The organism is Maribacter litoralis (assembly GCF_003075045.1).
Lineage (GTDB): Bacteria > Bacteroidota > Bacteroidia > Flavobacteriales > Flavobacteriaceae > Maribacter > Maribacter litoralis.
This window is the reverse complement of the sequence record NZ_QCZD01000002.1, coordinates 879,479-902,916: the sequence shown is the minus strand read 5'-3', so window position 1 is coordinate 902,916 and position 23,438 is coordinate 879,479. Positions and strand designations below refer to the sequence as shown.

Annotated in this window: 20 protein-coding genes and 1 tRNA gene; 7 read left to right on the top strand and 14 right to left on the bottom strand. The window is 34.0% G+C overall.

What is annotated here, in order from left to right:
* Positions 1-23: 23 nt before the first annotated feature.
* The 3 genes from DCS95_RS11265 to DCS95_RS11255 form a co-directional block, all read right to left on the bottom strand.
* The gene (locus DCS95_RS11265; protein ID WP_116770863.1) at positions 24-1,163 is read right to left on the bottom strand and encodes a response regulator; all 1,140 of its coding nucleotides are present in this window, start codon (positions 1,161-1,163) and stop codon (positions 24-26) included.
* 266 nt (positions 1,164-1,429) lie between these two features.
* Positions 1,430-2,659, bottom strand: a complete 1,230-nt coding sequence (locus DCS95_RS11260; RefSeq protein WP_116770862.1) for a glycosyltransferase — start codon at positions 2,657-2,659, stop codon at positions 1,430-1,432.
* 257 nt (positions 2,660-2,916) lie between these two features.
* The gene (locus DCS95_RS11255) at positions 2,917-3,777 is read right to left on the bottom strand and encodes a polysaccharide biosynthesis protein (RefSeq protein WP_164674172.1); all 861 of its coding nucleotides are present in this window, start codon (positions 3,775-3,777) and stop codon (positions 2,917-2,919) included.
* Between the two features lie 225 nt (positions 3,778-4,002).
* Here DCS95_RS11255 and DCS95_RS11245 point away from each other — a divergent pair, with 225 nt between their 5' ends.
* The 3 genes from DCS95_RS11245 to DCS95_RS11235 all read left to right on the top strand — a co-directional run bounded on the left by DCS95_RS11245 (position 4,003) and on the right by DCS95_RS11235 (position 8,530).
* Entirely contained in the window at positions 4,003-6,063 is a 2,061-nt protein-coding gene (locus DCS95_RS11245; RefSeq protein WP_244178444.1) for a tetratricopeptide repeat protein, read from the top strand.
* Positions 6,064-6,430: 367 nt separating this feature from the next.
* Positions 6,431-8,113, top strand: coding sequence for a sensor histidine kinase (locus DCS95_RS11240; protein ID WP_164674171.1), 1,683 nt, complete (start codon positions 6,431-6,433; stop codon positions 8,111-8,113).
* Positions 8,114-8,116: 3 nt separating this feature from the next.
* A complete protein-coding gene (locus DCS95_RS11235) occupies positions 8,117-8,530 on the top strand; it encodes a response regulator (RefSeq protein WP_116770858.1) in 414 nt (137 codons plus the stop codon).
* 14 nt (positions 8,531-8,544) lie between these two features.
* On the opposite strand, the gene DCS95_RS11230 is transcribed toward DCS95_RS11235, so the two are convergent.
* From DCS95_RS11230 to DCS95_RS11180, 11 genes are all read right to left on the bottom strand, one after another.
* On the bottom strand, positions 8,545-9,255 hold the full coding sequence (locus DCS95_RS11230; RefSeq protein ID WP_116770857.1) for a LytR/AlgR family response regulator transcription factor: 711 nt from the start codon (positions 9,253-9,255) through the stop codon (positions 8,545-8,547).
* Positions 9,256-9,576 (bottom strand): Hpt domain-containing protein, encoded by a 321-nt coding sequence (locus tag DCS95_RS11225; protein ID WP_116770856.1) that lies wholly within the window; start codon positions 9,574-9,576, stop codon positions 9,256-9,258.
* On the bottom strand, positions 9,573-10,637 hold the full coding sequence (locus tag DCS95_RS11220) for a sensor histidine kinase (RefSeq protein WP_116770855.1): 1,065 nt from the start codon (positions 10,635-10,637) through the stop codon (positions 9,573-9,575). Before DCS95_RS11220 ends, DCS95_RS11225 begins: the two co-directional genes overlap by 4 nt.
* Positions 10,637-11,767 carry an FIST signal transduction protein gene (locus DCS95_RS11215; RefSeq protein ID WP_116770854.1) on the bottom strand — a complete coding sequence of 377 codons (1,131 nt, stop codon included), beginning with the start codon at positions 11,765-11,767 and terminating at the stop codon, positions 10,637-10,639. The genes DCS95_RS11220 and DCS95_RS11215 overlap by 1 nt, the downstream gene beginning before the upstream one ends.
* Positions 11,768-11,774: 7 nt before the next feature.
* A complete protein-coding gene (locus DCS95_RS11210) occupies positions 11,775-13,754 on the bottom strand; it encodes a PAS domain-containing sensor histidine kinase (protein WP_116770853.1) in 1,980 nt (659 codons plus the stop codon).
* Entirely contained in the window at positions 13,747-14,289 is a 543-nt protein-coding gene (locus DCS95_RS11205; RefSeq protein WP_074672884.1) for a heme NO-binding domain-containing protein, read from the bottom strand. Before DCS95_RS11205 ends, DCS95_RS11210 begins: the two co-directional genes overlap by 8 nt.
* Positions 14,290-14,370: 81 nt before the next feature.
* Positions 14,371-14,772, bottom strand: a complete 402-nt coding sequence (locus DCS95_RS11200; RefSeq protein WP_116770852.1) for a response regulator — start codon at positions 14,770-14,772, stop codon at positions 14,371-14,373.
* Positions 14,773-14,892: 120 nt separating this feature from the next.
* Entirely contained in the window at positions 14,893-16,143 is a 1,251-nt protein-coding gene (locus DCS95_RS11195; RefSeq protein ID WP_116770851.1) for an NAD(P)/FAD-dependent oxidoreductase, read from the bottom strand.
* 17 nt (positions 16,144-16,160) lie between these two features.
* Complete coding sequence (locus tag DCS95_RS11190; RefSeq protein WP_116770850.1) at positions 16,161-17,168, bottom strand: 4-hydroxyproline epimerase; 1,008 nt, start codon at positions 17,166-17,168, stop codon at positions 16,161-16,163.
* Between the two features lie 21 nt (positions 17,169-17,189).
* Complete coding sequence (locus DCS95_RS11185; protein ID WP_116770849.1) at positions 17,190-18,767, bottom strand: aldehyde dehydrogenase (NADP(+)); 1,578 nt, start codon at positions 18,765-18,767, stop codon at positions 17,190-17,192.
* A 118-nt stretch (positions 18,768-18,885) separates the two neighbouring features.
* Positions 18,886-19,803: a dihydrodipicolinate synthase family protein gene (locus tag DCS95_RS11180; protein ID WP_116770848.1), complete on the bottom strand. Its 918-nt coding sequence runs from the start codon at positions 19,801-19,803 to the stop codon at positions 18,886-18,888.
* Between the two features lie 132 nt (positions 19,804-19,935).
* On the opposite strand from DCS95_RS11180, the gene DCS95_RS11175 reads away from it, so the two are divergent.
* From DCS95_RS11175 to DCS95_RS11160, 4 genes are all read left to right on the top strand, one after another.
* Positions 19,936-20,781 carry an AraC family transcriptional regulator gene (locus tag DCS95_RS11175; RefSeq protein WP_116770847.1) on the top strand — a complete coding sequence of 282 codons (846 nt, stop codon included), beginning with the start codon at positions 19,936-19,938 and terminating at the stop codon, positions 20,779-20,781.
* A gap of 85 nt (positions 20,782-20,866) precedes the next feature.
* Positions 20,867-20,950, top strand: a tRNA-Leu gene (locus DCS95_RS11170).
* Positions 20,951-21,061: 111 nt separating this feature from the next.
* Positions 21,062-21,961 (top strand): MerR family transcriptional regulator, encoded by a 900-nt coding sequence (locus tag DCS95_RS11165; protein ID WP_116770846.1) that lies wholly within the window; start codon positions 21,062-21,064, stop codon positions 21,959-21,961.
* Positions 21,962-21,974: 13 nt separating this feature from the next.
* Entirely contained in the window at positions 21,975-23,432 is a 1,458-nt protein-coding gene (locus DCS95_RS11160; protein ID WP_116770845.1) for a phytoene desaturase family protein, read from the top strand.
* The last annotated feature ends 6 nt before the right edge of the window (positions 23,433-23,438 follow it).

Sequence of the window (23,438 nt, the reverse complement as noted above, 5' to 3'; positions counted from 1 at the left end):
AAGAGGGTTTGTTTTAATGGGTATTACCTGTAAACGATAGCTATTTTTGCTAATTGGCCAACAATTTTCACAGAATCTTTCATCGACAATTTAGAACCATCTGCATGGATCCATCGTTTTAAAGGCTGCTCACAAATAAGTTTTTTAGCTTCGGTTTTACCATAATGCTTTCTCATACGAATAAACATTTCAACGTCAAACAACCATTTGGTAATAAATGATTTATTAAAAAGTAACGGTACCACAGAGCGGTCCATAACTTTTGCTCCGCATTGTGTATCGTTAAAAGGCATTCTTAATATGGTTCTAATAATCAGGTTAATAGTCATACTGATCACCTTACGGGCAGATTCTTTGGTAATATCGGCGCCCATTCTACTCATTCTAGATCCACTTACTATTTTAAAATTCGATTTATCTAGAGTTTCGACCAGATCATCAAAATCCCTAAAATCTGTGGAAAGGTCGGCATCTAAAAATCCTATATAGTCTAACTGAGTATCTTTCGCCATATGAAGCATTCCTAAACGAACAGCTTCAGCCTTACCTCCATTTTTCTCACAATCGTATATACTTATATTACTCTCGTTGCCCTTTCTTAATTCTTCTAATACCTTTAAGGTATTGTCTGTACTACCATCGTTGACAAAACAAAGATGATACCCAAGGTTACTATGGGCGAAATCTTTAAACTCGGTACCTAAAAGACGTTCTTCTTCATTATAACAAGGAATAACAACCCCAACACAATTCTTTTGTAGCATTCTTCCACTACTTGTAATTTCGGATTTTTGTTCTACAACAGGGGCTCCTATCAGCCTTTTAATTCGTGCAGACATTTCTGATAAGCTCACTGGCTTTTTCATGTAATCGTCTATACCCAATGTAAAGCCATCCATAATAATAGCTTCTTCTGTGTTACCTGACATTACTAGAACAGGAGTATTACCTCTATCGCTATTTTTAATATGCCGTACAACCTCTAATCCAGAAATATCGGGCATGTTAATATCCACTAGAACTAGATCAGGTTCAAAAGAGTCGAACAAATCAATTCCTTTGAGGCCAGAATCAGCAGTCAACACATCATAGCCAAGTTCAGTAAGTCTTTTTTCAACAGACAAAAGAATAAGCTGTTGATCATCAATAGTTAGTATTTTCATGGTTTATTACGTAAGATTTAACCTACATATAACGTGGTAATTTTAAAAAATTGTAGGTTTTTAAGAAAATTTTATAATTTAACAGTTGACTCTTACCTACCTAAACAACTGATTTTAAGCTAGGGCACCAATTATTTCGCTATTTAGCTGTGTAAGAATTGTAATAGTTTTTAGTTCATATTAGCAATCGGTATTATTATAGAGAATTGATAAAAAGGAGCAGCTAACCACACTACTCCTATTTGCACTTAACCTAACTGTAGTGTTTAAAACACTATATTTTTCTCTACTAAAGGAACATCTAAGGTGAATCCTTTAGATTTTGCAACTTGTATTACTTTAAAATATTCAATGTATTTTTTGGTGATTTTAGACATCGGCAATAAGTTGGCGGCCCTGTAATTAGCCTTTGCCAAATATTCTCTATACGAATCATGTACCAATATATTCTCTAATGCATCTGCCAATGATGAAGCACTGTTTGCATTAAAAAATTCGCCCTTATACCCTTCTTCTTTAATTAATGTACCTAAATCTCCTAAATCTGGCAAGACAACTGCTTTACCATAGCTACCCGCTTGATTCAATACTCCAGAACTACCGGTAGTAGACGTATATGGAAATACTACAACAGCGCTTTCCTCAAATATAGTGGCTACTTTTGCCTCTTCTACATACCCTGTAAAACATAATTGTTTAACATGGGCATATATCTTTTTAACATTGTTTAAGTATCCAGGCGTGTTAGGACTATCTGTACCCGCTATCACAATTTCTATATCTTGTTTAGAACGCTTTCTGATCATTTCTACTGCCTCTATCAATATCTCCACTTTTTTATAGGTACCGAATTTTCCAAAAGCCAATATTTTTTTAGGTCCGGCAGGTAAGGTATAATCTGGTTCTGAAGGAGTCTCAAACGAGCCATGTGGAATTAAAGCCACATTTCTAGATTGATATTTGTTTTCTAATATTGTTTGGTACTTTCCGATAGTTACGGCAACAATATCTGAAGCCAAAACAAATTTTGTAAGCAGATTACCAATACAACGGTAAATCTTTTGTAAAAACTTATTTGATGTAATCCCCGCATTATTTAAATCTACCTGCTCCATTATATTATGTAATAACGAAATGGTTGGTATGCCTTTCATTTTACATAACAAAGGAAGCATTAGCCCTAACGCAGCCGGTATTTTTTTATCTCCAAACTTTAGAAATTGAAGATTAAAGAGTACAGCATCTGGTTTAGTACCAGAAATGACCTTGTTAACCTTGATCAAGTTAGTGTAGTCATTAAAGTTCCAACATTCTTTGACAGTAATTTTACACCCTTTTTCATTAAAGTTCAGGTCTTTTTCTCCTTTAGTTTTATCTGTAATCAGAATAATTTCAGTTACCTCTTTTTGTAATCTAAAATGTTTTACCAAGTGATATCCGTACTCGTTCAGCGTAACTTTACTTGGGGGGTATGCGGTTACAATTGCAAGTTTCATAAGGTTAAGTTTTAAATTCTATTTGGTTATTCTGATACAAATATCTAACTAAGACAATGGTTTTTTGTCTGCTTTTAGGTGGGTGAACGGTTACTATAGACGAATGGGAAAAATCACTAGTTAAACAAAAAACAAACTACATAAGGTTCACATAATCAATCATTTAAATAATTTTATGTTATTAATTAAACATGGTATAGCGCTAAACCCATTAGCATCGACATGCAATGCGTTCCACATGTTTAGCTGGTTAGCCATTAACTGAATTTACTAAGTATACTATTGTGGGTGATGAAAAGTAGGTGAGCCAATAGTAGCGCAACCATTGCTATAATATGCACTTGTACAATAATCGACAAGCTATTATGCAAGAAGGTGATTATAAGAATTTGAGAAATTCCTACAACAGCAGAGATGATTACTGGCGTAAATTTTTTCAATGATAAATAGTAAAAGGTTATCACGCTTGAAATGGCAAATAAAATTGAAGCCAGAATAAATTGCCATAGCAATGTTGATACGGTGCTATAAGTATTCTTATATATTTTCTGTAGAATAGGTTCTGAAAATAATGCACAAAAAAAAGCAACTAAAATGGCAACCAATAAGCCCATAATAGTATATTTTAAAATTCTAGAGTTAGCCATCTTACCTTGTTCACCTCTTTCAACTATATGAGATATGAGAATTACCGAAACCACCCAAAAAATAAAATAGACAAAATGCCCTATTAAGGTTATTGATGCATATAATTCTGCTTCCAAAACACCCATATAATGCTTTATAAAAAATAGTTGCATATAACTAATGGTTATATGTACCAACTCATAACATGCTATCCATACAATAAATTTTTTGACTCTTTGATATGCCAAGTCATAATTGGTATTATAAATAGTAGAATCCCTTGTTATTATATGATGATACGCAAACCCAAATAACCCCAATAATATTACAAAACTGGTCAACAAGAAAGCCGTACCATTAGATGTACCGGTAAATACCCTGCTTAAAAATTGGTTTGCTATATAATTACCTCCAATGATAAGAACCGCAATACTTGTCATTAACAATTGCTCTGGTGAGAAGCTTGTAAGTATTCTTTTACTTGTTGTCATATCTATTATGTTAAGTGCCTTTAATTATATTTTCATTCAAGGCAAATTTCAGTACAATCGCCATTTATTTTGGTGTGGTTTAGGTGGCTTGCACATTACTGTAGACCAATGGCAATTATCTTACTTCGGGAATTATGAAGGGGCATTTACCTTTACATTGTTAATCGCGACTAATAAATTTCAATAATTACCGTTAGGTATTTGTAGTATTAATCTTACCTTAAAATGATTCGTAAAATATTATTCCTTTTTCTAGTAACCACATCATTGCTAAATGCGCAATCTGATATGACCAAAGGCTTTGGTTTATTAGAGCAAGGTAATTTTCAAGAAGCAGAAGATTTTTTTGCTGAATACCTTACAAACGACCCTACTAACAAAACTGCAAAACTTTGCTATGGCAGGGCTGTAGGGCTAAGTGGCGAGCCTAAAAAAGCAACTAACTTGTTTGCGGACCTATTAAAGGAATACCCAGGAGATTTTGAAATATTGATCAATTACAATGAATCTTTTTTATGGGCAAAAGAATACGAACAGGCGAAGCCTTTATATGCAGATTTGGTTGAAAAATTTCCAGATAAATTTGGTGCTGTGCTAGGCTATGCAAATACGTTAAGCAACCTTAAAGAATATAAACTTGCTTTAAGGTGGGTAGAAAAAGCAAAAGCTCTTCAACCAGAAAATGAAAGTGCTAAAATTTCACGAAAGTTTATGCGACTAGGTTATGCCAATAGTTTTGTAAATGACCAACAGTATAAGAAAGGAGAGCAAACATTAAAAAAAATATTTGAAGATTTCCCTAATGACAAAGATGTACTTATTAACCTTGCCAATCTCTATTTAATTACCAAACAGGCAGATAAAGCAAAAAGTATGTATGCTCGTTATGCCACAAATCAAAAAGATTCCATTACCGCCTTAAACGGTATAGCATTGGCACATCATATTGACGAGGATGATAAAGAAGCATTACTTACATCGAAGAGAGCTACGAATAAAGTGGACAAAATAGATGATGTGGCTCTTACCGAAAATACATATGATAGATATGTACAAGCATTGATCTGGAATAGAAAATTTATAAATGCGAAAAAAATGATAGATAGTTTAGAAGTACATTATAAAAATAGAAACTGGATACATGCGTTAAGGGCAACTTTAGGGCTATATACGGGCGATGCAAAATCAAGCGTTAAAAGCTATGACAGAATATTGGTAAATGACAGTGCTTCTTTTGATGGTAATCTTGGTAAGGCAAATGCACTTTTTGCTTCAGATCGAATCGTACCTGCGTACAAAATGGCCAACCAGACACTAAAGTTTTATAAGAATCAAAAAGATGCCAAAGGGTTTATAGAAAAATTGAACTTAATGCATACCCCTACTATAGAAGAGCATGCCGCTTATACTTTTGATAATGGTAATAATACCGCCTTCTATACCAATACTACGGTCGATGTGCCTTTTTCTACCAAATTTAGAACCACCTTTTCTTATTTCTTTAGATCTACCGAAAATACGGTGACAGATAACAAAGCCACTTCTCATGTAGCATTAATGGGTTTACAATATAAACTATTCCCTAAGACTGTTTTAAAAACGGTATTAGGTTTTAACAACTCTAGGTTTTTAGATGAAGCATATACACAGCCTGTTCTTGATATAAAATTAGATTTACAACCTTTTAAGCTTCAAAACTTAACATTGGGTTACCAAAGAGAAGTACAAAGTTTTAATGCTGAATTAATAGAGCGTGAAATTGTACAAAACCACTACGGTTTAAATTATAATTTAGGCACCAACGTTAATTTTGGATGGTACACCCAATTAATGCATACACAACAAAGTGATGAAAATGTAAGAAACCTTTTATTTACTTCTTTATACTATAATATACTGCGAAAACCAGCCTTAAAAATGGGGCTAAATTATCAATATATAACCTTTAAAGATCAAGTGCCTACTATATATTTTAGTCCAGAAAAGTATCAAGCGGTGGAGCTTTTTGCAGACCTTCGCGGTAAAATATCAGAAAAAACAAGCTATGCAATAAGCGCAGCAACAGGTATACAACAAGTAGAAGATGACCCGAACACCAATATATTTAGGGCCGAAGCGTCTGTATTACATCAATTCTCTAAACGCTTTAGCTTAAGTATATATGGCAAGTACAGTAATATTGCTTCTGCCACAGCTGCAGGGTTTGAGTTTACCGAAGTAGGCCTTAAGGCTAAATGGTTATTTTTAAAGAAACCATTATTCTACAAAAAATTGAAACTAGATTAGTATTACCTTAAAATTTATCTTTTCCGGAGAAAATTTATTTTTCTTTTAGGCTACTACCATTTCTGTGTATGTAATTTGTCTTTTACCATACTTTATCTTTCCTACAAATTAGCTCATCACACTTTGTATAAATAAACTATATCTTTAATTTACTCTAATTAATTTATCATAATTGTAGGAAATTTACTTATTTTAGCGTAGGTTTTAATAACACTTCCACAAACTAGAAATACGAATAAAATGAAGCTCTAATTAATTTTTTATGTGGAAAAGAGTTTTAAAAATGTTTATCGGCCTCTATGTGCCACTTTTTGCGCTTAACCTTTTTTTATATTACTCCCAAAAGGCAAAACAAATTGAAACTATTATGGAGCGTCAGATTCGTGCAAACACGATGAAGAAAGTTTCCTTTGAAGAAGAATGCCATTCTTTTTTACGTAATAGCCATTATTGGGCTACTTTAAAATATCCAAAGAATTTTGATCCTTTAATAGAGCATTCCTCATTCTTAAGGTCATATCTAGAACTTATAGAGGATATTACTTTTTACGATCAATTTCGCTTTATAGATTTAGAAGGAAAGGAATTTTTTAGAGCCGAACGGGTTGAAAACGATTCTATTAAAATTAGCGTTTTACAAAATAAAAATCACCAACCTTATGTAAAAGCAGGGTTACAATTGAAAAGAAATCAAATATATCTTTCTCAAATAAGCTTAAATAAAGAAAATGGAGAAATAGAAAAACCGCACAAGCCAGTAATTAGAACTGTGGCGCCTATTTTTGATAATGAGCAAAATCAATTAGGATTAGTGGTCATCAATTTTAAAATGAAAAAAATTCTGGACCAAATAAAATCCATAGTTGAAGACAAAAATGTTTACTTGTTAGATGAGGATTTTAGAGTTATAAGTTCTAATACTATAAAAGAAGATTTGCCCTATGAATCTGGAAATAAAAATAGTACTATAGACGGTATTTTAAACACCAAAGCTATAACCCATAATCGAGATAGCGCTTTTGTTGAAAATGGTCATATATGGTCGCAACAATCTATCAATTTAAATGGAGCAACATTTACTTTTGGTTCTATATCTAACTTACCAACAGAAATAGTAACCCCCTCAAGTTGGATTATGGCTTTGGAAATACCTTCAAAATTAGTAGAAGCCGAATTACAGCCTGTATTTGAAAGTTTGTTAACCTTTAATATTATTTCAATTATTGGCTTATTCGTGTTTTCTCATACTTACCAAAAAAAGAAATTAGAGAAAGAACATTTTTACAAAGAGTTAGAGAGTAAAAATATTTTGTTGACCAGAAGTAAAGAGCAATTAGAAGAAAACAATATTGAGGTCAAAAAAATAAATAATAGTTTAGAAATAAGAAACAAACAGCTTAGCGACTTCAATTATTTAATTTCCCACAACCTTCGTTCTCCGGTAACCAGCATGTCGGTTGTTGTAGAAATGATACGAAAAGAGAAAAATCCAGAAATACTAAATCAGTTATTGCCCAAGCTAGATCAGGTTGCAAATAGCATCACCAATTTAACCAAAGATATTAATGAGTATGTATCTATTTTGGATAATAAAGAAATTAAACTGTCTAACATTAATCTTACGGATTTAATTGAAGAAGTAAAACATGAATTCACCGAAACATTGTTAGATGACAGTGATTTTGAAGTTTTGTTAAAGTTAGATGACTGGAACCAAATAACTTTTTCAAAATTTTACCTGCAAAGTATATTACAAAATTTTGTTTCCAATGCCATTAAATATAAGAGGGAGGAAGTTGATTCTTATATTTTATTTGAATCGGCCATAGAAGACAATCACAAGGTTTTATATGTGCGTGACAACGGTATAGGGCTAAACCTTAATAGGCATGGAGACAACGTATTTAAATTATATAAGAGGTTTCATAGAAACATATCTGGGAAGGGTATGGGTCTTTTTTTAATAAAATCACAATTAGAAGCTTTAAACGCTACCATATCAATTGATAGTGAAGAAGGAGTAGGAACAACGTTCAAAATAAAATTTTAAATTATGAATACAAAGCCGAATATTTTGTTAGTAGACGATGATGAGCTTTATTTATATTTAATGGAAAAGACCATTCACCAACTATCAAAAGAATTAGTAGTCTCTACTTTTACAGACGGGGAACAAGCTGTTGAATATATTGCAGAATGTACAAAGCAGAATTTAGATTTGCCCGAGGTAATATTCTTGGATATCAATATGCCATTTTTAGATGGTTGGGGCTTTTTGAATGAGTTTAAAAAACTTAAACCAAAAATTATAAATAACATCAATATTTATATGGTAAGCTCATCTATGCGAAATAGTGATATAAAAAGAGCATCTAACTTTGAAGAACTTACCGGCTATGTGGTAAAACCGGTAAATAAAGTACAATTAGCAGAAATATTTAAAAAAATATACCAACAAAATTGGTAATACATTACACACCTCTACAATAAATTCAACCTTCTCATTAGTTCTGGGCGGTTAGAGCGGCTAATTGGCACAACGTTCTTTGCAATTAACACACTATTGTCTTCAATATCAATGATTTTAGTAAAGTTTATGATATAGGAGCGATGTATTTGTAAAAACAACCGTTCTGGCAGTTTTTCCTTAATTTTTTTTAATGTGGTGTGTACTCTATAATCTTCCTTCTCCGTTTTAACGTCAATATAATCACCTTTAGCCTCTATGACTAAGATCTCATTCAACTTTAACTTAATAAGCCTTCTATCAATATTGATATATAGATCTTCGCCTTCATCTTTTTCATTACCTGTAGCTGCTGGCTGTGCTGGTTTGTGAGCTGGTAAATTTGATATTTTATCAATACATTTCTCAAACCTTTCTTGTGTAATTGGCTTTACCAAATAATCTACAATACTCTCATATTCGTAGGCAGCAATAGCAAAATCAGTGTCTGAGGTGGTCAAAACAATCTTTGGCGGATCCTTTAAGGTCTGTACAAAGTCTACACCACTAAAACCAGGCATATGGATATCTAAGAAAATAACATCTATAGTCTGCTGATTTAAGAATTTTATAGCCGATATAGCATTGTCAAACTCTTCAATGACATCTAGGTTAGGAATTTTGGAACACAATTGCTTAACAATTGCCCTTGCCATAGCCTCGTCATCAATTATAATACAGTTCATTTATATTGTTTTAATATATTCATCAATAGTTTGGAGAACTTTTATGAATTTTGACTTACTATCTTGGTTACCTTTTAACAACTCCATTTCATAGGTTACCGCAAGTTTGTATGAATCTTGCATCCCTAAAATATTGAACTTGTGTTTTAATTTGTGTACTATTTCTGCGGTTTCCTTAAATCTGTTATTGGTAACATGACCAAAATACTCTTCTTTCTCTAATGGAAACTCCGTTTTAATTATTTCTATGAACTGACCTCTAAAAGCAATATCATCGCCAGCAAGTTGATCGACATAATCTAGGTTTGGTTGCTCTATCATGTATTCTTTTTTAAAGTTATAAAAAATGTAGTACCAACATTTTCTTCTGACTCTAACCAAACACTACCTTCATAAAGAACTGTAATTTTCTTAACAATTGCAAGTCCAATACCAGTAGCGTTAATGGAAGTCTCTAATTTTTTGAACATTTGAAATATACCTTCTTGGTGCTTTACAGGAATACCTTTCCCATTGTCTGAAACACTAAATTTCCAATAGGTATCATCTGGTTCATAACCAATTTCAATTACTCCGTTCTCCAAATGTTCAGTTGCCGTAATGGCATTTAAGAATAGGTTCATGAACAATTGCTCTAACCTCTCTTTTTCGAACTCCATTTTTGGAAGATCTTTTTGATACTTAAAGGTTACATTCTCTGGAACGTAAATAGTTTTCTCAATATCCTTTAGGCTTTCTTCTAAACTGAACATTACCCTTTGTTCTTTAGTTTCACCCATTGTTGCATGGTTTAAAATACCGGTAACCAGCTTATCCATCTTAATTAAATTTTCAGATACTAATGAGCAATTATCTTTACTGATCTGAGAAAATTTATCTTTTTCATCTTCCATGATCCAATTCATCAATGCGCTGATGTTTCTAATGGGCGATCTTAAATCATGAGATACCATGTGCGCATAATTATTTAAAGATTCGTTCTGGTTTTCTAAATTAGCAACCAGTTTATCTTTTTCAGTCGTCATATTAGAAACCTTAGATGCCAAACTGCTTATGTACGAAGCTAGATGTTCTGCGTTGAATTCATTCTCGATATTAAATTCGAATTCCTGCTCATCATTTAAATTCTCTCTTAAACTATGAATAGCCTTTTCTAATGAAACAAGAATATTTTTTTGCTGCAACGCCTCTTTCTGTAATTTTTTGTTCGCTTCAAAAAGTTCATCAGAACTTATGGTAGAAGCCCTATGCAACATAGAAAATTTATCTTCAAAATTTTCATAAGACTTTTCTATAGCTTCTAAAAAGCTATCCATTTCTGAATGCGCCCTTAAATCGGCCGGTAAGTACTTTCGTATTTGTCTTTTTAAAAGAGAATGCATTATTCACTGAATAAAGTTAGTGTCATGGTCTGATTGTGCAATTTACAACTATCTTGACCACCAAAGGGTGCCATTTCTCCATAAGAGTAAAACCCGCTGATTACGGTACTATCACCAATTACCGCCTTTACTTCTTCTATTTCTTCTTCGGTACGTTGATCCATTACTAATTTTCTACCAACACAACTGATCAACAAAGCCAATTCTGGCGCTGCTTTTCTGTTCCGCATAGCCAGTTCTGCTGCATGAAAAGCCCCATTGGCAATATCGTCTACAGAAGACATCATTAGCTGTACCCTAGACCCTTCAGGTATATCACCGGCTAGGGTCATTGTATTTTCAACCTCATCTATATTTATAATTGTGCGTACCAAAGGTTCGGCATCTTCTGTTGCCTTTACACTTAGCGGATATAGCAATGCAGATTTTGGTAGTTCATTGGCTTTTTCACCTAAATAGGTTTTATAAAGATCTAAAGCTGGTTTACCATCCAATTCAAATAAAATATTGCCTTTAGATTTTGTAATGATTCTTTCAGGACCAAAAGTAGTCCACCCTCCATAGTTTGCACTTGAAATCTCTAGTGTATCTCCATAAAAACCAATAGCAACGATTTCCCCTTCTTTAGGGTTTTCATTATACGAGGCTAAAGTGCGTTCAAAACGGTCATCATCACCACATAAACCTCCAGAAAGTCCAAAGTTGTTACTATTTAAATGTTCAATTCCTTCAATTAAAGCACTACCGTTTACCGTACTACCTTCTGAAATAACGAATAGGTGTTTTAAATTATCCTTTGGAAACTGTGCGGCTAAATTAGCTCCTAATTTTTTATCATCATGTTTGTAATCTTTTACATTACATCTTTTTACTAAAATTTTACTTTTTTCAAATTCAATGGCGGTCAATACCACTGTACCTTCTAAAACATTATCATCTATAATTTCGCCAGATGTGGTACCAAATACGATATGACCTTCTGGAAAAAGTGCTCTTACTTCATTAAACAAGGCCTCATCTTCAAGCATATACCTGTTACCAAACACCAAAACCAAAGGTTCCTTTAAATGACTTGGGTTTTGAAGTACAATTGGCTCATTTCCCTTTTTAATTGCTTGAACTATTTTCATATCTCTGTTATTCGTTATGGTCTTTTTTAATTGTAAAGTGAAACTGGGTACCTTCACCTACTACACTATCTACCCAAACCTTACCTTGGTAACGATCAATTATTTTTTTTACGATGGATAAACCAATACCTGTAGATCTTTCATTATTACCAATAGACTGGAAGATGTCGAAGATTTTCTTATGATATTCTTCCGGTATTCCTACTCCATTATCACTGATCGTAAATTGCCAAAAATCACCATTATCTTTATAAAGTACTTCTACTAGACCAACTTCTCTTTCTATATGCACTACTGCATTACCTATAATATTCTGAAATACCTGATGCACTTTAATTCTATCTGCCATAATGATCGGCAGTACTTTTGGCACTTCTAATTTCACGTGTTCGGGAATAAAAATAGTCTCACCTATATCGGCAATTACACTATTTAAATCTACTTTAGAATTATCTAAGGCAGAACTGTTTGCGGTTGAATACTCGAGTATACCATGAATCAACTTATCCATAGAAGCCACCTTTTCTTGCATTAGCTCTAAATTCTGCTTACCGCCTTCATCCAAAACATCTTTATAATCATCACTTAACCAAGTGGCAAGAGCACTGATACTTCTTAAAGGTGATTTAAGGTCGTGGGAAACAATATGTGCATATTCTTGTAAACCTTGATTACTATTTTCAAGGTCTTTAACCAATTTCTCTTTCTGTAATTCCAGTTCTTTTTGCTCAGTAATATCAAGTGTAATACCAATTGAACCAATTACCTCATGATTTTTATTATAACGAGGAGCAACACTTATTAACCAATGCCTTTTTTCTCCAGACTTGGTAATAACATGTACTTCATACGAATCTGAATTTCCGTTTGCACGGGTTTTGATCTTATCGGCTACTTTATTTTTATCTTCTAGGCTTACAAAATCCTTGGCATCTGTATTAAGCAATTCACTTTCTTCAAAGCCGATCATATCACAAAAACTTTGATTGACCATTTGAATAACGCCTTCTCTATTTGCCTCTAAAAGCCCTAAGTTCATATTGGCAATTATTCCACTATACTTTTCCCTTTCAGACTTTAAACGTTCTTCAGCTTCCAACTGTTGGGTAATGTCTTCAACCATCATTACGATATAGTTGACTTCTTTATAAATATTCCTTACCGCATTGACAGATAGTTTTACTTGTAATTTTTCTCCATCACTCTTTATGAATTTCTGCTTAATAGTATAATTGTCTATTTCACCATTATTCATTTTAGATGAGTATTCTTTGGCTAGTTCTAAACTTTCTTTATCGGTAAAGTCCTCAACGTTCATTTTCATAAAGCTGTTCAAAGAATAGCCCAATAAAGAGGTCATTGTATAATTTACCTTAAGTATTATGTTGGCATCGGCAAGTATAATACCTAAGGGTGAGCTGTTTACAATTACATCTAATTGTCTTTTTTGTTCAGACAGCAACTCCCTTACTTCCATTTCTTGAGTAATATCCCTAACAATACCTTGGGCGGCAACAGGTTGTTTTTCTTTATTGTAAACTAAGCTGGCATTAATCTCCACCCATTTTTCAACTCCGCCTTTAACCAATATTTTTGCTCTATAGTTTTTAAGTTTGCCTACCTCTTTTAAACTACTAAAAGATTCTATGGTATATTCCATATAATCTTTATGTACCATTTTCCAAAGGTTTACCTCTTCGATTTTATTATCATAACCTAAAAAGTTTTTTGCAGATAAATTCATACTTACCACGTTAAATGATAAGTCCATCACCACATAAGGGTCAATGATATTTATAAAAACGCCATCTAACTCAGACGTTTTTTCGCTCAATAAATTTTCCAGCTTAGCATTAGATTCCCTTAAATGGCTGGCCACCTCATAAAGTTCATGAGATTTTTCCTCCAATATCTTTTCAGCTTGCTGTCGTGCTCTTTTTTGTCTTTCGAGGGCTTTTTTTAAAAGAACAACTTCTTTACTATCCATGTTGTACAACGTCAAATTTTACTTCGGTACCATCATCCTTTAGAAGTTCATAAGTAATATCTGCCTTACCATTAAAATGTTCAAATGCTTTTTCAATTAAACCATGTGCCAATCTATATAGCCCTCTAGAAGAACTATATATCATAGATATGGAATTATCTGTCTTTTCAAGAATTTTGAAAGTAGGCAGTTCCGCTTCCGGATATAATTTTTTAACGTGTACATGAATATGGTCTTCTATTGAATATAAAAGACCTATTGGTGACAAATAACTTTGTATAACTTCAGGATGTGCATTTTTTAGACTTGAGAAAAGATAAAGTCCAAATGCGTAAATAAGGTCACCAGCAGGTAAATCTACCTCTTCACTTAATTGGGTGACCAACGCCACCATTTCATTAAATTCGTAGGTGGCTACAGAGGTATAAATGCCCTGAGAAGGCAAATCTGCTTTTTCTATAATATTATCAACAGTCTCTAATCCAAATTCAGATTCGACCATTTCTAAAAACTCAGTAAATACTATTCCCTTCATTTCAATTTTTTAATAACGTTTCCCAAACGTAGGAAAATTAATACGAAAATGCAGGAAAATGTTGTGAAATGAGCTTTTTTGTTAGCCTTTCACTAGTTGGTTAACACTCCAGTACTCTAAAACAGCGTTTAGTTTGTACTCGTAATCCTCATATTTTAGTGGTTTTATCACGTAACCTGCAATGCCTACTTCATAACATTTTAATAAATCTGCTCTATTTTCAGAAGTAGTTAAAATAATTGTAGGTAAGTATCTCAACTGCTCATCTTCCTTCAATATCGATAGAAATTCTATGCCGTTCATTCTTGGCATATTTAAATCTAACAATATAATATCAGGTAACTTTTCACCAGAACGTAAATATGTTAATGCTGATTCTCCGTTTTTTGCCTCAACGATCGAATGCTTAAGATCAAGTTTAGAAACTGTACGCTTCAACTTCATTACTTCTATTAAATCGTCTTCTATTAGTAAAATATCCATTGTTGTTCATTTTGATACTACAAATGTCAGATATAAGTCACAAATAAATTGATCACTGTAGACGAATGACGTTTAACTGTCGGTGAGTGGTATTTAAGTTACGTTAAGCTTTTAACAAATTTATTGAAAATTTCGGTTGGGATCAAAGGAAGATACGTTCATAGACGTCTTATTATCAGTCAATAACTCTGAAATTAACTTGCCTGTTGCCGGTCCTAAACTCCAACCCATCATGGCGTGCCCTGTTCCTATTAATAAGTTTTTAATAGTTGTGGATCTACCAATATAAGGTAATCCATCTGGTGACACCGGTCGCAATCCTGTTTTTACATTTTTAATTTCAGTTGTATTGATTTCAACATCGGGATAAAAAGAACTAGCGCCATTGGCGATAGCCAGAACCCTTTCTTTTCGAATGACATTATTATTACCAGAAAACTCCATAGTACCGGCAAATCTGGTAAAACCGTTCATTGGCGTAACTGCCATTTTAGATTCCATTAAAATTGCGGGAATGGTAATACCCGTTTCTCTAGCTACATTAATACTATAGCCTTTGCCCCCTTGCAGAGGTAATTTTAAATGTAGCAATTTCGCTAGCTCACCACTCCATGAACCAGCTGCCAAAACTACCTCATCTGGTTTATAATTATTCTTGTTGGTAATAACTTCGTTAATAGTGTTTCCAGTAGTTTTTAGGTCAATCACTTCTTCATGGGTTTTAATATGCACCCCATTTTTATTTAAATATGACAACAATTTGGGCATAATCTCATTTGGTGTAGTATGAGCATCGCATTGGTAGTGGATAGCACCTTCTGCCTCAATTCGTACATTAGGCTCTAACTGCTGTAATTCGATCTTGTTTAATTCGGCAACTTCAAGACCCTCATCTTGAACCCTTTCTGCAATTTTTTTTTCATGAAGATAAGTTTCATCTGTTTTATATAACATTAAAAGACCTTTTCGCTCTAATTGAAAATCACCAAGATCTCCAGATTTTTTTATATCGGTAAACAACTCCCTACTCAAAAGATTTATTTCCTTTATTACAGAAATTGCTTTCTCCACCTTAGCGGCTGTGGATGATTTATGAAAATACCAAGACCACTTTATAAAATCAAGATCAAACCTTGGCTTCATGTAAAACGGACTTGCCGAATTGAACATCATTTTAATTCCCTTTGCTATCATACCAGGAGAAGCCAATGGAATAATATGGCTTGGTGTAATATAACCTGCGTTAACAAATGATGCGCCTGTAGTAATATCGCTCTTATCTATAACCGTAACCTCACAACCTTCTTTGTGTAAATAATATGCTGTACTTAAACCAACTATACCGCCTCCAATAACAACTACATTTTTCATTTACGATTTTGTTATAATTAAATTACTTGAAACCCATGAGCATAAGGGTCATCATCATCTATGGTGATGGTATTTTGACCGTAAATTTTGGCCCAACCCTGTATACTTGGTATAATTGCTGGTCTACCAGCCAAGGTAGCTTCTTCTTCTACCCTACCAATAAATTGAGACCCAATATAACTTTCATGTATAAATTCTTCTGCTATTTTAAGTTTTCCCTTGGCAAACCATTGTGCCATTCGGGCAGACGTTCCCGTACCACAAGGTGATCTATCAATGGCTTTATCGCCATAGAACACGGCATTTCTAGCAGTCGCTTTTTCTGAAATAGTATTTCCTGTCCAAAGCATATGGCTAACATTTCTTATCGTAGAATTTTCTGGGTGAATAAATAAATCAGGATATTTCGCATTAATTTTTTCCCTTAATTCTTGACTGAATTGAATCAATTGACTGGCTGAATACTCTTGTATGCCTTTGAAATTCTTTTGTGTGTCTACTATAGCATAAAAATTACCTCCATAGCTAACATCAAAAGTTAGTTTGCCTAAATACGAAGATTCTATAGTTAGGTCACTAGCTGCTAAATAAGATTTAACATTGGTTAGTTTTACCCAATCTACCTTTTTGCCTGTTTGCTGATATGTTATGTTCACCAAGCCTGCCGGAGTTTCCATACGAACTTCACCAAGAGTTTTAGGCCGTATCATCCCCTCTTCAATACCAATGGTTATGGCTCCTATAGTTCCGTGACCGCACATAGGTAAACAGCCGCTGGTTTCTATAAACAGGATACCAAAATCATTACTAGGGTCACTTGGCGGATAAAATATACTACCGCTCATCATATCATGACCACGTGGTTCAAACATCAATCCTTTCCGTATCCAATCATACTCCCTTAGAAAATGCTGACGCTTTTCACTCATTGTAGCACCGACCAAATCTGGACCACCTTGTTTTATAACCCTAACAGGGTTTCCACAGGTATGAGCATCGATACAAACAAAAGTGCTACTGGCCATAGTAAGAGTATGTTATTTTTTTCAGTTTTTAGTGTATTCGCCTTCTACCAGTCGGGTGATTTTAAGAGGGTTTTCATTTTGCAAAGCCAATGGTAATAATTTATTTGGCCAATCTTGAAAAGAAACGGGGCGCACCCATCTTTTTATAGCCGATGTACCTACAGAGGTAAAACGAGGATCTGTAGTTGCAGGGAACGGACCGCCATGTACCATAGAAGAATTTACCTCTACCCCGGTTGGTACTCCATTGAACAAAATACGACCTACCCTGCTCTGCAAAGCATCTACAACCCCAGAATTATTCTCTAAATCTTCTTCAGAGCCTAAAATAGTTCCTGTTAATTGTCCTTCTAAATGATTCAAAATATTTTCCATTTCAGCAGTATCCCCACAGATTACCACCACTGAAAATGGACCAAATACTTCTGTATGTAATTTTGTATTCGCTAAAAAATCTGCTCCGCTAACTTTTAAAATAGAAGGTTTGGCAGTATTCGCATTAGTATCCTTCTTATAATCTGCGGTAATAGTTACTCCGCTCTGTGCCGATAATTCCTTTTTACCTTCATTATACTTTGCATAGATGTTTGGATGAAGCATGCAGGTAGGCTCCAGTTTTAATATTTCTTCTGATAATGTTTTTATAAATCCATCTAACTTTTCACCCTTAACTGCCAATACCAAACCAGGGTTAGTGCAAAACTGACCAGCACCTAAAGTAATTGAAGAAGCATATTTAGTTGCCCAAGCATCACTATCGTTTTCTAAAGCCGACGGTAAAACAACCACCGGATTAATACTTCCCATTTCTGCAAATACAGGAATAGGCTCATCTCTTTCGTTTGCCAATTTATATAATGACGTACCACCTTTTATACTGCCCGTAAAGCCAACGCCTTTTACTTTTGGGTGTTTCACCAACTGCTGCCCTACTTCTATACCGCTACTGTTCAAATTTGAAAAGACCCCATTTGGCATACCCGTTTTTTCCGCTGCCTTGATAATAGCAGAAGATACCAATTCACCGGTACCTGCATGCATTGGGTGACTTTTTACAATTACAGGACAGCCTGCCGCAAGAGCACTTGCCGTATCTCCCCCAGCTGTAGAAAATGCCAACGGAAAATTACTTGCGCCAAATACAACTACTGGTCCTAAAGGAAATAGCATTTTACGTATATCTGATTTAGGCATTGGCTCCCTATTGGGCTGGGCTTTTTCTATTACGGCTTCTACCCAAGAACCTTCTTTTAATACCTTGGCAAATGCACGCAACTGACCCATAGTTCTACCACGTTCACCCATTGCTCTACCTTGTGGCAAACCCGATTCTTTACAATAGGTATCTATCAGCTCTTCTCCTAAGGCTTCTATTTCATCTGCAATCGCTTCTAAAAACTCAGCTTTTTTTTCACCCGAACAATCTTTATACATGTTAAAAGCTTCGGTTGCCAAAGCAACAGCTTCATCAATTTCACTTGAAGATGCTTCATAAAAAGTCCATTCCGTATCTTTATTTTGTTTTGGATCGAAAGTCTTAAAAGTTTTCTTCCCTTGTTTTGAAGCTTTATTTCCTATTGAATTTGTACCGCTGATCATTTTATATTTTTATCGTATTACTCAAAAGTAAAGAAAGTACCTGTAACAATTATCTGCACCATAACTACATTTCATTAAAGTTTCAGGTACAACATATTATGTAATGGGTTTTAAAAAATTAAGTCAAATTTTTGTAATCTGGCAGGGTAGGTCTTGTGGCTATACCTTGCTTGATAATTGCAGCCACTCTATCTCGCTCCTTACCTATTAATGGTAATCTTGGCGCTCGAACATTTTCAGTTCCAATACCAGTGGCAACTTCTGCCATTTTTATGTTTTGTACCAATTGCGGACTAATATCCAATTCTAATAATGGCAAGAACCATCGATAAATTTCTAAAGCTTCTTTAATTCTTCCTTCCCTAGCCAGTTCAAAAACAGCACATGTTTCTGCCGGAAAAGCACAAACCAGTCCAGCTACCCAACCATCGGCACCCATTAATGTACTTTCTAACCCTAGTGTATCAACCCCGGTTAAAACGTTGAGCCTATCTCCAAATCTTGTTTTAATACGGGTGATATTGGATATATCTCTAGTAGATTCTTTTACCGCCTGTATATTCTCGCAAACCATCAACTCATCTAACATATCAAGAGTAACCATTATACCATAATCTATAGGGTTATTATAAATCATGATCGGTAAATCTGTACTATTAGCCGTTTCTTTGAAATAAGTAACCGTTTCATGATCATTTGCCTTATAGCGCATTGGCGGCAGCATCATTAATCCTGTAGCACCACATTCTTTAGCAACCTCAGCCGCATGAATAGCTCCTTTAGTAGTTTGCTCGGCAATATTGATAATAACAGGTATTTTACCTTCTACCAGTTTTACCGTTTCTTTCATTAAAACCCTTTTTTCTTCATAGGTAAGTGTACTGGCTTCACCAAGTGTGCCTCCTAAAATTATGCCACTTACCCCGGCATCTAATTGGGCTTTTATATTGATGGAGAACATATCTAAATCCAGTTCATCCTTATCGGTAAATTTTGTTGTTACTGCTGGCATAACGCCTGTCCATGATATACTCATTTTTATTTTTTTTGATGATATTCAAATTTAAGCTTGGTTTCACTAGCCAAGTGTTTTTATATTATCCAGACATGGTACTATATTACCATATATTATCTTAATATGAAATTAATAATGATAACTTAGATGCATATGAAAGTGTATCCCTTTAAAATACCAAAACCCACCAACGAACATTTAATTATTCAAGTGGATAAGGAGCCTGTATTTTACAATAGGTTACATCAACATGAAGAAATCCAAATAAGCCATATTATCAATGGAAGCGGAAAATTATTAGTGGGAGACAGTATACACCAATTTTCTAAAGGTGATATTTTTATAATTGGCAGTAATTTACCTCACGTATTCAAAAGCATACCAGGTGAAAAAGATGCCCATATGATTACCGTTTTCTTTACCTCACAATCATTTGGCCCTAATTTTTTTAAACTCCCATATTTTAATGATTTTGAGTCGTTCTTTATAAACATCAATGCAGGTTTTAAAGTTGAGTCCAACAAAAAGAAAATTATACATCAGCTTTTAAAACTAGAGTCTCAGCATAAACTAAAACGCTTAGTTTCTTTTCTTGAACTATTAGAGGAACTTAGGCAAGCAAGTACTCAAGTATTAAGCAAGTTTGTTTATACAAAATCGTTGAGCACAAATGAAGGTGAACGTTTACAGCTTGTTTTTGAATTTGTATTCAAAAATTTTCAAAAACCTATTTCATTGGAAAAAATTGCCAAGATGGCTTTTATGACACCAAATGCCTTTTGCCGTTTTTTCAAACAACGAACCAATAAAACCTTTTTTCAATTTTTAATAGAGTTAAGGGTTGCACATGCCTGCCAACTTTTAAACCAGAACAAAGAATTGAACATCAATATAGTAGCAGATTTATCTGGATTCAATTCTATTTCAAATTTTAATAAAAAGTTCAAGAAGATAAAAGGAGTTACCCCAACACAATACCAACAGTCGCTCGTACTTTAATAAATATTAGGTCATATATTATCATCATAATATTTTAAATTGAAAGATAGGTTTCTATATTTGCCATTCAGTAAACTTCACATAAGCCCACGTGGTGAAATTGGTAGACACGCTACCTTGAGGGGGTAGTGTTCGCAAGGACGTGCTAGTTCGAATCTAGTCGTGGGCACAAAAGGTTAGATTTAGGTCTAACCTTTTTTTTATTTTGATAATTTTAACTTTTTGGTACTCCACTGCATTTTAATAAATTGTAGATTTGTTTAATACTTTTTCAAAAAACATGAACAATGTAAAAAAGCAGTTTAGTATTAGAGACCTTGAAAACCTCTCTGGTATTAAAGCACACACCATTAGAATTTGGGAAAAAAGATATAATCTTTTATCTCCAGAACGAACAGATACTAACATTAGAACGTATAGTCTGGCAAGCTTACAAAAATTACTTAATGTAACATTGCTTTACAACAATGGTCACAAGATATCTAAGATTGCAAAAATTTCTGATAAGGATATTCCATATGTAGTTCGTGAAATCGTAGCCAAGCATAGCCATAAAAGCCAAGCAATAAACGCTTTTAAATTAGCAATGGTCAATTTTGACCAGACTATGTTCTTTAATACATACAATGCCCTCTTGAGTGAAAATTCATTTAGGGAAATATTTAAGGAAACCTTTGTTCCTTTACTGAATGAGCTAGGTCTATTATGGCAGACAGATACTATAAGTCCGGCACATGAACATTTTATGAGCAGTCTTATAAAGCAAAAAATACTGCTAAATATTGAAAAGCTGCAACATTTAGAACCTACAAAGACCGATAAGGTGTTTGTTGCATTCTTGCCCGAGAACGAGATTCATGATATAGGACTACTATATATCAATTATGAAATCATATTAAAAGGATACAAATGTATCTATTTAGGACCTACTATTCCTTTAGAGAATTTAGAAGACGTTCTCAAGTACTTTGACGACATATATTTTGTCTCGTACTTTACCGTTTTTCCTGAAAAAGATCGCGTAAACAAATATTTAGAAGATTTCAGTGAATTGGTTGCAGACTACCAAAATCCTAATTTTTGGATTCTGGGCAGACAGATCACTTTTATTGAAGATGCTACTAAACCTAAGTATTGTCGAACATTCTCTTCTATAGATAGTTTAGTAAGTAATTTATAAGCAGTAGCAGTAAATGACCAAAAGTTGTATAGTAATAGGTTCGGGGTTTTCATCTTTATCTGCTGCATGTTATTTGGCAAAAAATGACTGGGAGGTAACCATATTTGAGAAAAATGAATCTGTTGGCGGTAGAGCTTCACAATTTATAAAAAACGGATTCACATTTGATATGGGTCCAAGTTGGTATTGGATGCCAGATATTTTTGATAAATTTTTTGCCGATTTTAATAAACAAACTTCCGATTATTACCAATTGGACAAACTTAGTCCCGCTTATAAAATATTCTTTAGCGATGATGTTATTACCATAGGTGACAGCATGCAAAAAATCTGCAAAGAGTTTGAAAGAATAGAGCCAGGCAGTTCAAAGGCATTAAAAAAGTTTATTGATAAAGCACAAGAAAATTATGACATTGCCATTAATAAAGTAGTTTTAAGACCAGGTCTTTCGCCTTTAGAATTGGTTACGAAAGAAACCATTTTAAAAGTTGACCAATTTTTTAAAACTATTAGCTCGCAAGTACGTAAGTCTTTTAAAAACCAGAAATTGGTATCAACTTTAGAATTTCCTGTGTTGTTTCTTGGAGCTAAGCCAAGTAATACGCCATCATTCTATAATTTTATGAATTTTGCAGATTTTGGATTAGGTACTTGGCACCCAAAAGGAGGGATGTACGAGGTTATTAAAGCAATGGAAAACCTTGCTAAAGAACTAGGTGTAGAAATTCATACCAACGCTGCAGTAGACCAAATATTGGTATCCGATGGAAAGGCCATAGGTATTATGCGTAATGGTGAAAAACACCTTGCTGACAAAGTACTTAGTGGGGCAGATTATCAACATTCAGAGAATTTACTCGAAGAAAAACATCGGCAGTATAGGAAGAGCTATTGGGAGAAAAAGGTTTTTGCACCGTCTTCTTTACTATTCTATATAGGATTTGACACCAAATTAGACAACATAGAACATCATAATCTGTTTTTTGATACCGATTTTGAGCTTCACGCACAAGAAATTTACGACCAGCCAAAATGGCCTACAAATCCTTTATTCTATGCTAATTTTCCATCTGTAACCGATGCTACTATGGCACCAGATGGATGTGAAACAGGATTTTTCTTGGTTCCCATAGCCACCGCCCTTGAAGACACCGAAGAACTTAGGAATCAATATTTTGATTTAATTATGGACCGTTTTGAAAAAAGGACAGGTCAAAACATCAGAAATTATATTATATTCAAGGAAACATTCTGTGTCAACGATTTTGTAGAACGATACAACTCATACAAAGGTAATGCCTATGGAATGGCAAATACCCTAACGCAAACAGCCTTTCTAAGACCAAATCTTAGAAGTAAAAAAGTTGCGAATTTATATTTTACAGGACAACTGACTGTACCTGGTCCAGGAGTACCACCAGCATTGATCTCCGGCAAACTAGTGTCAGAATTAATTATAAAAGATAATTAGTAGTTT